Source organism: Cryobacterium flavum (assembly GCF_900103805.1).
Classification (GTDB): Bacteria; Actinomycetota; Actinomycetes; order Actinomycetales; family Microbacteriaceae; genus Cryobacterium; species Cryobacterium flavum.
Genome location: NZ_FNIB01000007.1, coordinates 1 through 13399 on the forward strand (window position 1 = coordinate 1; position 13399 = coordinate 13399).

13 protein-coding genes are annotated in these 13399 nt (G+C 64.3%); 5 read left to right on the top strand and 8 right to left on the bottom strand.

Going from position 1 to position 13399, the window contains the following annotated elements:
* Positions 1-318 (top strand): HNH endonuclease signature motif containing protein (locus tag BLS91_RS11110; protein ID WP_139165818.1); only part of this gene is annotated, 318 nt, incomplete at its 5' end.
* Between the two features lie 61 nt (positions 319-379).
* On the opposite strand, the gene BLS91_RS11115 is transcribed toward BLS91_RS11110, so the two are convergent.
* The 8 genes from BLS91_RS11115 to BLS91_RS11150 form a co-directional block, all read right to left on the bottom strand.
* Complete coding sequence (locus BLS91_RS11115) at positions 380-928, bottom strand: HAD domain-containing protein (RefSeq protein WP_104088627.1); 549 nt, start codon at positions 926-928, stop codon at positions 380-382.
* 250 nt (positions 929-1178) lie between these two features.
* Positions 1179-2393: a M20 metallopeptidase family protein gene (locus BLS91_RS11120; RefSeq protein WP_092340803.1), complete on the bottom strand. Its 1215-nt coding sequence runs from the start codon at positions 2391-2393 to the stop codon at positions 1179-1181.
* A 65-nt stretch (positions 2394-2458) separates the two neighbouring features.
* The gene (locus BLS91_RS11125; protein ID WP_092340804.1) at positions 2459-3229 is read right to left on the bottom strand and encodes an amino acid ABC transporter ATP-binding protein; all 771 of its coding nucleotides are present in this window, start codon (positions 3227-3229) and stop codon (positions 2459-2461) included.
* Positions 3226-4188 (bottom strand): amino acid ABC transporter permease, encoded by a 963-nt coding sequence (locus tag BLS91_RS11130; RefSeq protein ID WP_092340805.1) that lies wholly within the window; start codon positions 4186-4188, stop codon positions 3226-3228. The genes BLS91_RS11125 and BLS91_RS11130 overlap by 4 nt, the downstream gene beginning before the upstream one ends.
* 2 nt (positions 4189-4190) lie before the next feature.
* Positions 4191-5123, bottom strand: coding sequence for a transporter substrate-binding domain-containing protein (locus BLS91_RS11135; protein ID WP_092340806.1), 933 nt, complete (start codon positions 5121-5123; stop codon positions 4191-4193).
* Positions 5124-5389: 266 nt separating this feature from the next.
* A complete protein-coding gene (locus tag BLS91_RS11140) occupies positions 5390-6220 on the bottom strand; it encodes an IclR family transcriptional regulator (protein ID WP_092340807.1) in 831 nt (276 codons plus the stop codon).
* Positions 6217-7494, bottom strand: a complete 1278-nt coding sequence (locus BLS91_RS11145) for a metal-dependent hydrolase family protein (protein WP_092340808.1) — start codon at positions 7492-7494, stop codon at positions 6217-6219. The genes BLS91_RS11140 and BLS91_RS11145 overlap by 4 nt, the downstream gene beginning before the upstream one ends.
* On the bottom strand, positions 7491-9041 hold the full coding sequence (locus BLS91_RS11150) for an AMP-binding protein (RefSeq protein WP_092340809.1): 1551 nt from the start codon (positions 9039-9041) through the stop codon (positions 7491-7493). Before BLS91_RS11150 ends, BLS91_RS11145 begins: the two co-directional genes overlap by 4 nt.
* 140 nt (positions 9042-9181) lie before the next feature.
* On the opposite strand from BLS91_RS11150, the gene BLS91_RS11155 reads away from it, so the two are divergent.
* The 4 genes from BLS91_RS11155 to BLS91_RS20335 all read left to right on the top strand — a co-directional run bounded on the left by BLS91_RS11155 (position 9182) and on the right by BLS91_RS20335 (position 13366).
* Positions 9182-10336 (top strand): acetyl-CoA acetyltransferase, encoded by a 1155-nt coding sequence (locus BLS91_RS11155; protein WP_092340810.1) that lies wholly within the window; start codon positions 9182-9184, stop codon positions 10334-10336.
* Positions 10329-10727: a Zn-ribbon domain-containing OB-fold protein gene (locus BLS91_RS11160; RefSeq protein ID WP_159433850.1), complete on the top strand. Its 399-nt coding sequence runs from the start codon at positions 10329-10331 to the stop codon at positions 10725-10727. The genes BLS91_RS11155 and BLS91_RS11160 overlap by 8 nt, the downstream gene beginning before the upstream one ends.
* Positions 10724-12130 (top strand): M20/M25/M40 family metallo-hydrolase, encoded by a 1407-nt coding sequence (locus BLS91_RS11165; protein ID WP_159433851.1) that lies wholly within the window; start codon positions 10724-10726, stop codon positions 12128-12130. The genes BLS91_RS11160 and BLS91_RS11165 overlap by 4 nt, the downstream gene beginning before the upstream one ends.
* Positions 12131-12472: 342 nt before the next feature.
* Complete coding sequence (locus tag BLS91_RS20335) at positions 12473-13366, top strand: aggregation-promoting factor C-terminal-like domain-containing protein (protein ID WP_174774975.1); 894 nt, start codon at positions 12473-12475, stop codon at positions 13364-13366.
* Positions 13367-13399 lie beyond the last annotated feature (33 nt).

The window sequence follows — 13399 nt, forward strand, 5'->3', positions numbered from 1 at the left end:
TCCCCCCCCAAACAACGCGCCGCCATCACCGCCCGCGACGGAGGCTGCATCATCCCCGGCTGCACCATCCCCGCCCGCTGGACCGAAACCCACCACGTCATCCCCTGGCAACAACACGGCCGCACCGACATCGACAACGGCACCCTCCTCTGCTGGTTCCACCACCACACCATCGACACCAGCGGATGGAAAATCCGCATGATCAACAGCCGACCCCAAGTACGCGGACCCCTACTCTGGGACCCCACCCAAACCTGGCGCCCCGCCCACAGCCACCGCGCCAACACCACCAACCCCGAACCACCCTGGCGCACCTAGCAGAGCCGTGCCCAGTCACGGCGGAAGGCTTGGCGGGATATTCCCCCTTTAAGAAGGGCTGTCAGGTGGGCAGTTGCTCGAGCCAGGTGCGCATCCGGGCTATGTCGTCGACGGTGAGGCCCACTTCGGAGCGCGGCGGAATGAGCAGCGATGGCGTCTCGTGAGTGGCGCTGAGCACCTTGTCGCCGTGAAGTTGCACGTCGGCATCATCGATCCAGATGAACGGTGCCGGCACGCTTTGATCTTCTTCAATGCGCTGCGACTTCCAAAGTCCCGTCTCGCCATCCGTCTGGCCGGGATTTTTCGGCGGAGTCGTGACGTCGAGCATGCGTCCGCCGGACAGCCCGTGCAGCTCGGGTACGAGCAGTTGCCGGGTGGCATCCAGCTCGTTCCAGGAGGTGAGCCAGACCAGCTCGACGCCGTATTGCATCAGCAGGGAGTCGAGCGCCGTGATCAGGCGGGGCGCCCAGTGCACATTCCGAGTGGAGGCGTGACCGTCGCCGTGCTCGACACTGATCGAGGCTTTGGCCACATCGCCCCAGGCCGGGTCGGGTTCCAAACGGGGGCAGAGGCATCCGTTGACAGAGAGGTAGAGCCGTGGAACGCTCATTTTGTCCTTCCGTCGTGACGAGTGGTGTAGCCCGCGTCTTCGCGGGGCTCTGCATATGCAATATCGGTTATCGTGCTGGCGCTGTTCAGTGTGAAATTATGAATTGTCTTACTCTCCAAAAATTTGCTTCTGAATCTACCTAAGCACGCGCAACCGACATGCGCCTCCCCGCGAACTGGGTGAACTTTGGTGCCGTGTCGTGACGCTGATCCGTGGCATGTGTGCAACAACGGGCGAGCAGTGGCATGCTTCAGCCTGCCAGCTCAGCCATCCGCGACAGCGCCAACTGCGTATACAAGGCGGTGCCGTCGGCCAACACATCGTCGTCGAAGGTCGCTGTGGGGGAGTGGTTGAACGCGGCGGCCTGGGCATCCGCTTGTCGCGGCACCGCCGAGAGAAACACGAAGGTTCCCGGCACCTGCTGCAACACGCGCGAGAAGTCCTCGGAGCCGCCCAGCGGGTTGATCATGCGCGTGAAACGCTCGCCACCGAAGAGCTCGCCCACCACACGCTCGGCCCGGCTGGTCTCGCCCGCGTCGGTACGGGTCGGTGGATATTCGGTGACGTAGTCCACCGTCACCTCCAGGCCGTGCGCGGCCGCGATGCCTTGAAGCAGTCGCGGTACGACGCGCGCGAGCTTGGCCCGCGACTCGGGCGTGTAGGAACGCACCGTCGCCTCCAACCGCGCCGAATCGGGAATGATATTGCGCTTGGTGCCCGCCTGCAGCACCCCGACCGAGAGCACCACCGGGTCGAACATGTCGAACTGGCGAGTCACCAGCACCTGCAAAGCTGTGACCATCTCGGCGATCACCGTCACCGGATCCTGCGCCTGATGCGGCGCCGAACCGTGCCCGCCGGCTCCGTGTACCGTCACCGTGAGGCCATCGCTGGCCGACATCAGGGTGCCCGCGCGACTCATGAACTGCCCGTTGGGCGCGCCGGCCGACATGACGTGCAAGCCATAGGCTGCGTCGGCACGGCGCCCGGCAGCGTCGAGGATGCCCTCGCGAATCATCACACCCGCACCGTCGTAGCCTTCCTCGCCCGGCTGGAACATGAGCACCACGTCACCGGCAAGCTGATCTCGATGGTGCGCGAGCAACGTCGCCGCGCCCACCAGCATGGCCGTGTGCAGGTCGTGTCCGCAGGCGTGCATGGCACCGTCAATGCGCGAGGTGAACTCCAGCCCGGTGCGTTCCTGCACGGGCAGCGCGTCCATATCGCCGCGCAGCAACACCACAGGCCGTGAAGCGGATGCCCCGCTGCCGGTTCCGCGCAGCACCGCCGTCACCGAGGTGGTGTCGGTACCGAGACTGATCTCGTACGGCAGACCGCTGAGAGCCTCGAGCACCTTCTCCTGGGTGCGCGGCAGGTCGAGCCCGATTTCGGGTTCCTGGTGCAGCCGGTGGCGCAGGTCGGTGATGTCTGGGGCAAGTTCACGGGCGTCGGCGAGCACGGTCACGGCTTCTCCTTTGAATGCGACTGACTGGTGGTTCTAGTGTGAGCCGCCGCAGGAGACTTGTCGAATCAGACCAGGGTTTTGCGCATGAACTCCCGGGTGCGCGCTTGCTGCGAATGGTCGAACACCTCGGTCGGGGTTCCCTGCTCCAAAATGACGCCCCCGTCCATGAAGACAACTCGATCGGCTGCGGCCCGGGCGAAGCCGAGCTCGTGGGTCACCACGAGCATGGTGGCACCGCTGGCCGCCAGGGCAGCCATGACGTCGGTGACTTCGCCGACGTTCTCCGGGTCGAGGGCCGAGGTCGGTTCGTCAAACAGAAGCACGGCGGGTTCGAGGGCCAGGGCCCGAGCGATGGCGACGCGCTGCTGCTGCCCTCCGGACAACTGGCGCGGATAGGCATGAGCGCGGTCGGCCAGGCCGACCCGGGTCAGCAGCGTCATGCTGCGTTCGATGGCCTCGGCCTTGCTCAGCTTGAGAATTGAGCGCGGTCCGTCGGCAATGTTCTGCAGAACGGTCCAGTGTGGAAACAAGTTGAAGTTCTGAAAAACCATTCCCACTTTGCGACGCTGCACGGCAATCTGGCTTTCGGTGAGCCGACGCACGGCCCTGCCGGACTCCTGCCGGTAGCCCATCAGCTCGTCGCCCAACCAGATCGACCCGCCGCTGGGAACCTCGAGGCAGTTCACACAGCGCAGCAGCGTGGATTTGCCCGACCCCGACGAGCCGAGAATCGCGACGGTCTCGCCGACCCGCACCTCGAGGTCGATGCCCTTGAGCACCTCGACTCCAGAGAATTGTTTGCGCAATCCGCTGATGCGCAGAATGGGCTGCGTCATGATTCCATCCCTCGATTCAAATTGCGTTCGGCGGCCCGTCGATCGAGAAAACGCGCGACGGGGGAGGAGCTGCCGTTGCGGCTGGAACCCCGGCCGTAGTGACGCTCAATGAAGAATTGCACGCCGTTGAGCACCGTCGTGATGAACAGGTACCAGATGCTCGCGACGATCAGCAGCGGCACCGTCTGGTAGGTCTGGCTGTAGATCTCCTTGACCGAGAACAACAACTCGGCACCCCCGATCACACTGACCAGGGACGTGCCTTTGACCAGCGCGATGATGGAGTTGAAGGTGGGAGGAACAATGAATCTCATCGCCTGCGGCAGCTGGATTCGAAAGAAGACCCGCATCGGCTTCATGCCCAGGGCCTTGGCGGCCTCAAGCTGCCCCTCGTCCACCGAGATCAGCCCGGCGCGATAGATCTCCGCCTGGTACGCGGCATCGTGCAGGCCCAAACCCACGATAGCTGCCAGCAGTGGTGTCACCAGGGTGTTGGACTCGATCGAGGCGAAGGTCGGACCGAACGGTATGCCGATGCTCAGGACCGGCACGAGTAAGCCGATGTTGAACCAGAAAATCAGTTGTACGAGCTGCGGTGTACCCCGGAAGAACCAGATGTACGACGAGGCGAGCGCGCGCAGGAGGGTGTTGTCCGACAAGCGGCACACCGCCAGAATGCCGCCGAGAACCAGACCGATTGTCATCGCTGTCACTGTGAGAAAGAGAGTCATGACGACGCCCTGAAGCACGGTTTCGCTGTTGAGGTACTGCGCGACAACGTCCCATTCAAAGTTGGGGTTCGTCAACAGCAGGTGCACGAGTTGTGCGGCGACGACCACGGTGATGATGGAAAGCACCCAGGTGGCGGGGCGCCTTGGTGACAACGCCCGGGCTACGTCCACGGGGTGGTGCGTGACCGGGAGCTCGAGGTCGGTCTGGTTACTCGGCAGAGTTGCCATGACTACTGCGGGTTCTCGACGAGCCAATCGGCGTACAGGTTGATGCCGGGCTGGTCGATGAGTTCGCGATCGAGGCCGTACTTGGTCATGATCTTCTCGTAGTCACCATTGTCGAAGAGCACTTGAAAGCTCGCGAGCAGGGGGGCGGAGAGTTCGGAGCCCTTGGGGAGCAATGCACCCATGAACTGACCGGCGAACCCGTTCGAGAACTCGTCGCCGACGACCTCCAACTCGCCGTTCGATTCCTTGGCCGCGTAGAACAGCGAGGCTCCACCCGTGAAGAAGGCATCCGTTCGTCCCGATCTCAGCGCCAGCACGCCGTCGGGAACGCTCGCGACGCTCAGCACCGTGAGGTCTTTGCCCTGCTCCTGGCACTTCACTGCCTGAGCCTCGGCAACCTTATAGGTTGCAGCGTTGGCGAGCGCGGCCACGGTGACGTCACACAGCTCGTCCATGTTGGTGACGTTCTTGGGGTTGCCCTTTTCGACCAAAAAAGGCACGACCTCCTGCAAAACGTCAACGAATTCGGCACCTGGGCGTTCCTTCGGTCCCCCGACCGAGTCAGCGTAGGGAAAGAAGCCGAAGGCGTAACGTTTGGCGCTGATCGCGGCGAACGCTCCGGAAATGTCCGGCACGGTCGCGATCTTGGCCTCTACACCCATCACTTCGGCGATGGCATCCATCAGTTCGGCGCCGGCACCGGTGTACTCACCGGTTTTTCCGGGCGTCGTGACCCACCACGGCGGGTTTGCGCCACTCGTGACGACCGTGAACTCACCAGCGTCCTGAATGTCCTGGGGAAGGGCATCGTGAATGGCCTGGTCCATCAGAGTGGATGCTGCCGGTTCCTCCGGTTTGACGGCTGCGCTACAGCCGGCTAAGAGCGAGACGGAGAGGGCTAGGCAGAGGGTTTTCGCGACCTGGATACGCTTCATTGTCGGTACTCCATTGCTGTAGTTGATTGGGCTGAACTCAACGCGCCTGCTGGAAATGTGGTTTGTTATGCTGCCCGGCCCACTCTCGTTTCCAACAAGTTGGGGCTGAGCGTATCATGGTAGTGAATCACTGTATAGACATTTGGTATATCTGTTGATTACTTCGGCGAGCGTGCGGGGCTGACGATTGACCCGCGGGTCACTGAAGCCACCGCAGCGAAGCTGCGGCACGGCGGCCCGCGCTGGTGGTGTTGGCAGAAGCGTCGCTAAGGTCGGTGGAAGCCGAGCCTTGTAGAAATTCGGTGGGCAGCGCTGACGACCAAATCTTTCCAGGCGCCCTCGAGATTGCCTGACACCCGCGACATGGCCCCCCCTAGGGCCAGAGCCGCGATCATTTCGCCCGAATAATCGCAGACGGGCGCGGCGACGGCACCGGCCCCGGCGTCGACCTCACCGAGACTGAGGCTGTAACCGCGTCGGCCAATCTCCTGTAGTTCTTGGCGCAACTCGGCCTCGCCGGTGATGGTGTGTTCGGTGAAAGCCGGCCCCCGGTGGCTGAGCACCTGGCTCAGGCGTTGCTCGTCCTGACCCGAGAGCAGCATTTTCTGCCCGGCCCCCGAATCCAGCGGTCGTTTGGTGCCGACGTCGACCGAGATGCGCAGAGAGTGGGTGCTCTCAATGCGGGAGATACAGATCGCCTCGTTGCCGACCGGAGCCAGCAGGTAGATCGTTTCATTGGTCGCGGCATGCAACATTTCCATCTCGGGCTGCGCGGCGGCCCGCAACGCTTCGATTGGCTGCGCTGCCATCTCGCCGAGGGTGAGCAATCGACTGCCCACCCGGTAGTGGTCGCCGGTGCGTTGCAGAAAGCCGCGCGATTCGAGGGTTTTGATCAGACGAAACGCCTTGTTGCGGGTCACGCCAACTCGGCGGGCGATGTCGGCGACGCGCAGCTCTTGTTGCCCGTTCTCGAACTCGAGCATGATATCGAGGGCCGCAGCGACCGGCCCGATCATGTAATCGGTGGCGGGGCCGGCTGGTGCAACTGCGGTTGGGGCGGCCGAGGTCTCCGGATCGTCCGTGGCGTGGGCCGTCATGCGGTGACCGCCATTGTGTGGCGACTGTGGGCATCCGCTATAGAGAGGAGCGAACCGCTCATAAACTGGCCGCCTTTCAACACGGCGGTGCGACGTTTCACATCCTGCAACAAGCGGATGTCCCGGTGCGGGTCGCCGTCGACAATGAGCAGGTCGGCGAATTTTCCCGCGGCAACCGTGCCAACGTCGGCTGAAACGCCCATGCACTGGCTGGACTGGTCCGTGGCGACCCTGATCGCTTCGGCCGAGGTCATACCGGCCTCGACCAGAAGCTCTAGTTCCATGCCGGTGCGGCCGAAGCCGTGGAACGGGTTGGTGTCGGTGCCAGCAGCGATGCGCACGCCGAATCGAACGGCCAGAGCAAGGCTTTCGCGATGGCGCGCCGGCATGTCAATGGTGTGGGCTCGCACACTTTCCTGGGAGAGGGTGCTGTGCCAGTTAGAGATGCACATTGTTGGAACATACCATGTGCCCCGATCAGCCATTTCGCGCGCGCACTCCTCGGTCAGATAGGTTCCGTGCTCGATCGTGTCAACGCCGGCACGCACCGCGAGGATCGCGCCGGGATCGCCGTGGGCGTGCGCGCACACCGGGATTCCCTCCAGATGGGCCTCGTCCACGATCGCAGCGAGTTCTTCAGGGGTGAACAGCGGGCGGTTCGGGCGGCGTGCCGCGAAGGTCATGCTGCCGGTCATCGCCACTTTGATGACGTCGGCACCCATACGAATAACTTCCCGCACCTTGGCCCGCGCGGCCACCGGACCGTCGCACCAGGGTTCGGGAAGGCCGGGCAGAATCTCGTAGCGTCCGCGGGACGTGATCGCGCCGCCCGACACCGGGTGGGCATCCATCAGGGAGTTGGTCGGCGACACGATGATCAGCGAGGTCTGCAAACGCGGACCAGGAATGACGCCGCGGTCTACGGCCAGAACGAAGCCCCGTTCCAGACCGCCGAGGTCCCGTGCCGTGGTGATTCCCGCCTCCACGGTCGTCTTCAGGGCGGCCACCGTTTGGGACATCAGCAGTCCCAGCGGTTCCGGATGGGTGACAAGGCTCTGCGCCCAGGCAGCATGGTGGGTATGGCAGTCGATGAGGCCGGGCATCAGCGTGGCGCCGCCCAGGTCGACGACCTCGACCGTGACGGGAAGCGGTCGGTCTTCGGTCACCTCGACGATCCGTTCGCCGTCGATGATCACGGTCGACCGCTCGCGGGCCGGGCCGCCGGTGCCGTCGATGAGCCGGGCATTGATCAGGGCGCGCAACTGGGTGGTCATGAGAGGTCGTTTCCGGAGGCTGGAACCAGAGCGGATGCCTGGCGCTGGTTGCGATCGCTCGCCAGCGCCGATCGGCGCATCTTGCCCGATTCGTCGCGGAAGTTCGTACTGACGAACTCGAAGGTTTTCGGCACCTTGTAGGGGACGAGGCGTTCCCGGCAGAATGCCCGCAGCTCGTCGACGTCGGGCGGCGCGCCCGGGTCGGTGGGCAGCAGGATGGCGTAGACCTGTTTGCCCCACTCGTCGTCGTCGACGCCGATCACCACGGCGTCTGCGATGCCGGGGTGTTCCGAGAGCACCCCCTCGACTTCGGCGGGGTACACATTGGCGCCGCCGGTGATGATCAGGTCGACCCGTCGATCAGCCAGATAGAGGTAGCCGTCGTCGTCGAGCCAGCCGAGATCTCCCAGCGTGACCAGTCCGTCGGAAGTGGATGCCGGTGGTTCGGCGCCGAGATACCGGAACGTCATGGGGGCGCCCTCTGGCCCGGTGAAGATCTCCCCGATCTCGCCGGCCGGCAGCGGAGCCCCGGCGCTGTCCCGGATGCTCAGTCGCGTGTCAACCGGCCGGCCCAGGCTACCCTCGCGGAGCATCCACTCGTCGCCGCGAATAGCGACGACTCCGGTGCCCTCCGCGCCGCCATAACAGTCGTATTGTTTCGCCGGTTCGACCAGCTCCAACCAGACGCGTTTGACCCACACCGGGCAGACCGCGCCGCTGTGATAGAAGGCGTCGATGCTGGAGAAGTCGCGGGTGAGTACATCGGGCAGTCGAGCGATGCGCTGCATGATGATGGGTACCATGGCGAGAAAAGTGACCCGGTGCCGCTCGATGACGTACACGGTGAGGGCGGCATCAAACTTTTCCAGCAGAATCACCGTGTGTCCCTCGAAGAGACCGTTGTGCGTGAGGCTGAAGGAGATGTTGTGATACAGCCGGCCGGTGATTAGCTGGGTCTGGTCGGCGCGCAGGCCGAACCGGTGCAGGGAACTGCCCTGGCCGGGGATCTTCTGCCACGGTCGGTCGTCGAGAATGATTTTGGGGCGGCCGGTGGAGCCTCCGGAGCAGATCGCCTTTCCCGGCCACGCGGTGATGGCTGGTAGCGCTGATGCGTCAACGGTGTCGAGTGCCGAAAGCTCGTCGAGTGAGATATCGCCGGGATACTGCCCCTCGTGTTCCACGAGCATGACGGTGGTACGCCACGATTCACTCACCGCGAGAATTTCGCGACGTTCCCGCTCCGGCATCTGCGGCGACAACGGGAGCGTGCAGGCGCCGAGTCGCCAGGCGGCGATGGCGGCGACAATGTGTTCGGCGCGGGTGGGCAGGCAGATTGCCAGCAGGGTCGTCGGGCCAACGCCGTAGCCCGCCAGTAGGCGTGCCATCTGATTGGCGCGCGTATCGAGCTCTGCCCAGCTGAGGCAATTCTCGCTGCCGTCGGGGGCGACGAAAATGAGCGCGGTGCGCTCGCCGCGTTCGGCGGCGAGGTCAGCAATGCGCTGCGCGTAGGAGACCGGCGAGGTGATGAAAGGTGAGTCTGCGGTCATGGTGTCGCTTTCCGTGTCGCCCGGTTCGGGTGGGTCGGTGTTTCGTGCGTCGTGGAATTTCTCAAACTGTATCCCTGGATAGATGACATGTCTATATGATGAATAGAAATGTCCGTCGATGCTCGCCGAGGGGTTACGCAATGTTGATGACAGGACCTGACCGTGAGGTATTCATCTCGGGGGTAGCCGAAGCGCCACTGGGCGAAGTACGAGACCATTCCGAGCTGTCGATGATTGCGCTCGCAGCCAGGGAAGCGCTCGCCGATGCCGGCCTGACCCTGCGTGATGTCGACGGGTTGTTTGTGAACTACCTCGGCGAGGAGGGCACGGTGCAGGTCGGGGAGTATCTCGGAATCCAGCCGAGTTACTCCGACTCCAGCGATCTCGGCGGAGCCGCCTTCGTGGCTTTTCTCGGTCATGCCTCGGCCGCCCTGCAGACCGGACGCTGCCGGGTCGCCCTGATCGTGTACGCGTCCCGGCAGCGCACCCGCGCCACTCGCAAGCTCAATCACTGGAATGAGAAGGCAACGTCGCCCCAGTTTGAACAGCCGTATGGTCTGCCGGCCCCGATGGGCCAGTTCGGGCTGCTCGCGGCCCGACACATGTACGAGTACGGGACCACACCCGAGCAGCTGGCGTCCGTGGCCGTGACCGCACGGCAGTGGGCGGGCCTGAACCCCAAGGCCTGGAAGCGTGATCGGCTCACCATTGACGATGTGCTCGAGTCGCGCCTGATCTGTGCTCCGCTTCGTCGCCTGGACTGCTGCCTGGTCACCGATGGCGGCGGTGCCATCGTGTTGACGACCGGGGACCGTGCCCGGGATTCGGCGAATACGCCGATTCGAGTGGCCGGCACCGGGGAGAGCGCGAGGCAGTGGCATATTCCGCAGCTGCCGAGTCTTGAGGCCTCGCCGGGGGTCGCGGCCGCTCGTGCCGCGCTGCAGATGGCGGAGGTTGGGCACGCCGATATCGACGTCTTCGAGCCCTATGATGCGTCGACGATCAGCGTGCTGCTCGCGCTCGAAGACGTCGGGTTCTGCGGGCGCGGTGACGCCGGCGCGTTTGTGCAGGAGGGCAATCTGAGCATCACCGGCAGTCTCCCCTCGATCACCTCGGGGGGAGGGTTGTCGTATTGTCATCCGGGGGCGCTGGGCATCCTCTTGGTTATCGAAGCGGTGCGGCAGCTCCGCGGCCAGGCCGGAGCGCGGCAGGTGCCCGGTGCGACGGTCGGACTAGTGCATGGCATTGGCGGACTCTTCTCCACGGCAGCGACGGCGGTGTTGGTTCGTGGTTGAGTCACTGTTCGACTGGGCCGACCCCACGACCGCTCATTTCTGGGAGGCCGCCAGCAAGGAACAGCTCGTGATCCAGCAATGCGGAGCCTGCCGTCAGTATCAGTTCTATCCGCGTCCCTTCTGCCTCGCCTGCGACAGCGATGACATCGGATGGGTCGCGGCGAGCGGCCGGGGAACGGTCTATTCGCAGACCACCGTGCATCTGAAGGCCGCGCCGGAACTCGGGCTGGTGACCCCGTACGTTGTGGCGGTCGTACAGCTCGAGGAGGGGCCGCGCTTGCTGACCAACCTCACCGGGGAAGCCTGCCGAATCGGCAGCCCGGTGCAGGTCGGCTGGCGATCACGGCAGGGGCAGGCGCCGGTGCCAGTCTTCGGGCCGGCGACACCGTGAGCATTGACGATGTTTACGCCCACATCGATGCCGGATTCGGTGCCGCGCTCGAAGAACTCGCCTACCTCGTTGGTATCGCTGGCGTCAGCGCTTCGCCGACGGAGGACCTGGCCCTGTGCGCCCAGGCCGTGCAGCACAGCGTGTGCGGGAGTGGTCTGCGCACGCACCTGATCGAGGGTTTTGGGCCGCCGGCTGTGTACGGCGAATGCATCGTCGACCCCGGGCGACCGACGGTGCTCATTTATGGGCACTACGATGTGCAACCGGCCGAAACCAGCGCGCACTGGCAGGGTGACCCGTTCGAGCCGACCATTCGCGACGGTCGCATGTACGGGCGCGGCACCAGTGACAACAAGGGCCAGCACCTCGCGCAGCTCTGGGCTCTCCGGGCGACGCTGGCTGCACACGGCGAGCTGCCGGTGAACGTCAAGGTGCTCATCGAGGGAGAAGAAGAGATCGGCAGCCCGCACCTGGCCGAACTCGTGCGAGAAAATCGTCATCTTCTGGCGGCTGATCTGGCCATAACCTCGGATGGCCCCGTGCATCGCAGCGGCATGCCGCAGCTCGTGCTCGGCACTCGCGGGCAGCTCGGCGTCGAGCTGTGTACACGCGGGGCGAATCGGGATGCGCACGCGGGCAGCCTTGGCGGTCTGCTGCCCGACGCCGCGCAGCAGCTCACTCAGGCACTGGCCACGCTGTGGAAACCGAGTGGCGAGATTGCCGTGGCGGGCTTCTTCGATGACGTGCGGCCGCCGACGCCCGCCGAAAGTGCGAATCTTGCCGGGCTGCCCCTCGATCTGAAGGACCACTTCAGCGACTACGACATCACGGAGCTGCCCTCGCCGGAGGGACGCGACTACTACGAACGCTTGATGCTGCGGCCGACGATGACAATCACCGGCCTGACCAGCGGTTATACCGGGCCGGGCATGAAGACTGTTATTTCAAGCAGCGCCAGGGCGCACCTCGACATGCGACTCGTGCCCGGGCAGCATCCGGACGAGATCTTTCGGCTGCTACAGGTGCACCTGGCGCAGCATGCCCCGATGGTGGGGCTGACGCGACTCAGCTCGATTCCCCCCTCGCGTACTGCCCTCGACAATCCCTACGTTGCGATTCTGGCCGGCGCCGTTGCGCAGGCGATCGGGGTGATTCCCTTCGTCGTGCCCAGCCTCGGCAGCTCGCTGCCGAACTACGTTTTCACCGACATTCTCGGCATTCCCTCAATTCTGGTGCCCTACGCCAACCCTGACCAGAACAATCACGCCCCCAACGAGAATTTCGAGCTGTCGCGGTTCAAGGACGGCATGAGAATTTGCGCGACCATCCTCGAGCATGTCGGCAGTCACACCGTTGAGCGCTCGGAGGGAAATGTGCGTCTGGAGCAGGAGCGCGTCGAGTAAAATCACGCGCTGGGGCGCTTGCTCGCCCTCGCGGCGAAAGATTAATTCTGACTTTTTGTAGGCTGCAAGGCTCCGCCGGTCAAATCGCATCCTGCCGAATAATTTATCTTTGATCAGCATAATTGTCTGGTTGCAGCCGTGCCCCCGCCCGTGGGAAATCGCAAATTATGCCATGGCTCAGCGCCTGTAACCGAAAATCAGGGGTTTCGGAGAAAATCATGAGGTTTCTTTCAAACAGGCCGGGCATGCTGGCCAACTCGCCCGCGCCACCCCGAAGTGCACGGGCTCGAAACCCAGCGAACGGGCGTACCTAGCGTCCATCATTCGCGCCAGATGAAGGACATGCGCCCAAAACACACTGAAACGCCCCATGCCCACCTCGCCCCTCGAACGCAGCACAAGCCCCGTAAACCACGCACCCGCCGGCATGAGATCTTCGTTGCCACCGGTGCCGCGCTCGTTATCGCCGGCCTCGTCGCCAGCAGCGGATTCGTCGCCCAGTCCGCCGATGCCCGGCAAGACAGCATCGCCGCCACGACCGTGCTCGCCGAAAGCACCGGCCTGCAGAGCGACCAGCTCGACTACTACGCGGCGCACGGTGAGTCGATCTCTCGCGACAACGCATCCGCTGCGCTCAGCGCCGCCAACGTCGTCATCGCTGCCAGTCAGAGCAAAGTGGATGCCACCACACTCACCTCGGTAGCCAGCTCGCTCGCCAGCTACGCGATCATGCCCATCGACCAGGTGGAATCGCTCACGGCCGAGGCGAAGGTTGAGACCGCGTCCGTCGCTGCCGCCACCGCTGAAGTCGACCGCGTCGCCGCCGAGGTTGCGGCTGCTGCTGCGGCGGCCGCTGCTGCCGCCGGAGCCGCTGCCCAGGCGGCTGCTGAAGCCGCTCGCGTGCAATCTGTCGCCGGAGGCAACACCGTCGACGGTGCACGCGCCACCGCACAATCCATGGCCGCTTCGCAGTACGGCTGGGGCGCGGATCAGTTCAGTTGCCTCGACCGTCTCTGGCAGAAGGAATCCGGCTGGAACTACGCGGCCATGAACTCCAGCAGCGGCGCGACCGGAATTCCCCAGGCGGTGCCCGGAAGCAAGATGGCGTCGGCCGGCAACGACTGGGCCACGAACGCCACCACGCAGATCGCCTGGGGCCTCGGCTACATCAAGGCCTCGTCCTACGGAACGCCGTGCGCCGCCTGGTCGCACTCACAGGCCGTCGGCTGGTACTAGCTCAACACTTTTAGGCAGTTTATGCCCCGGTCA

Coding starts and splice junctions, on each gene's coding strand:
- BLS91_RS11115 (WP_104088627.1), bottom strand. CDS start 928: ATGAGCGTTCCACGGCTCTACCTCTCTGTCAACGGATGCCTCTGCCCC.
- BLS91_RS11125 (WP_092340804.1), bottom strand. CDS start 3,229: ATGACGCAGCCCATTCTGCGCATCAGCGGATTGCGCAAACAATTCTCT.
- BLS91_RS11130 (WP_092340805.1), bottom strand. CDS start 4,188: ATGGCAACTCTGCCGAGTAACCAGACCGACCTCGAGCTCCCGGTCACG.
- BLS91_RS11135 (WP_092340806.1), bottom strand. CDS start 5,123: ATGAAGCGTATCCAGGTCGCGAAAACCCTCTGCCTAGCCCTCTCCGTC.
- BLS91_RS11140 (WP_092340807.1), bottom strand. CDS start 6,220: ATGACGGCCCACGCCACGGACGATCCGGAGACCTCGGCCGCCCCAACC.
- BLS91_RS11145 (WP_092340808.1), bottom strand. CDS start 7,494: ATGACCACCCAGTTGCGCGCCCTGATCAATGCCCGGCTCATCGACGGC.
- BLS91_RS11150 (WP_092340809.1), bottom strand. CDS start 9,041: ATGACCGCAGACTCACCTTTCATCACCTCGCCGGTCTCCTACGCGCAG.
- BLS91_RS11155 (WP_092340810.1), top strand. CDS start 9,182: ATGTTGATGACAGGACCTGACCGTGAGGTATTCATCTCGGGGGTAGCC.
- BLS91_RS20335 (WP_174774975.1), top strand. CDS start 12,473: ATGCGCCCAAAACACACTGAAACGCCCCATGCCCACCTCGCCCCTCGA.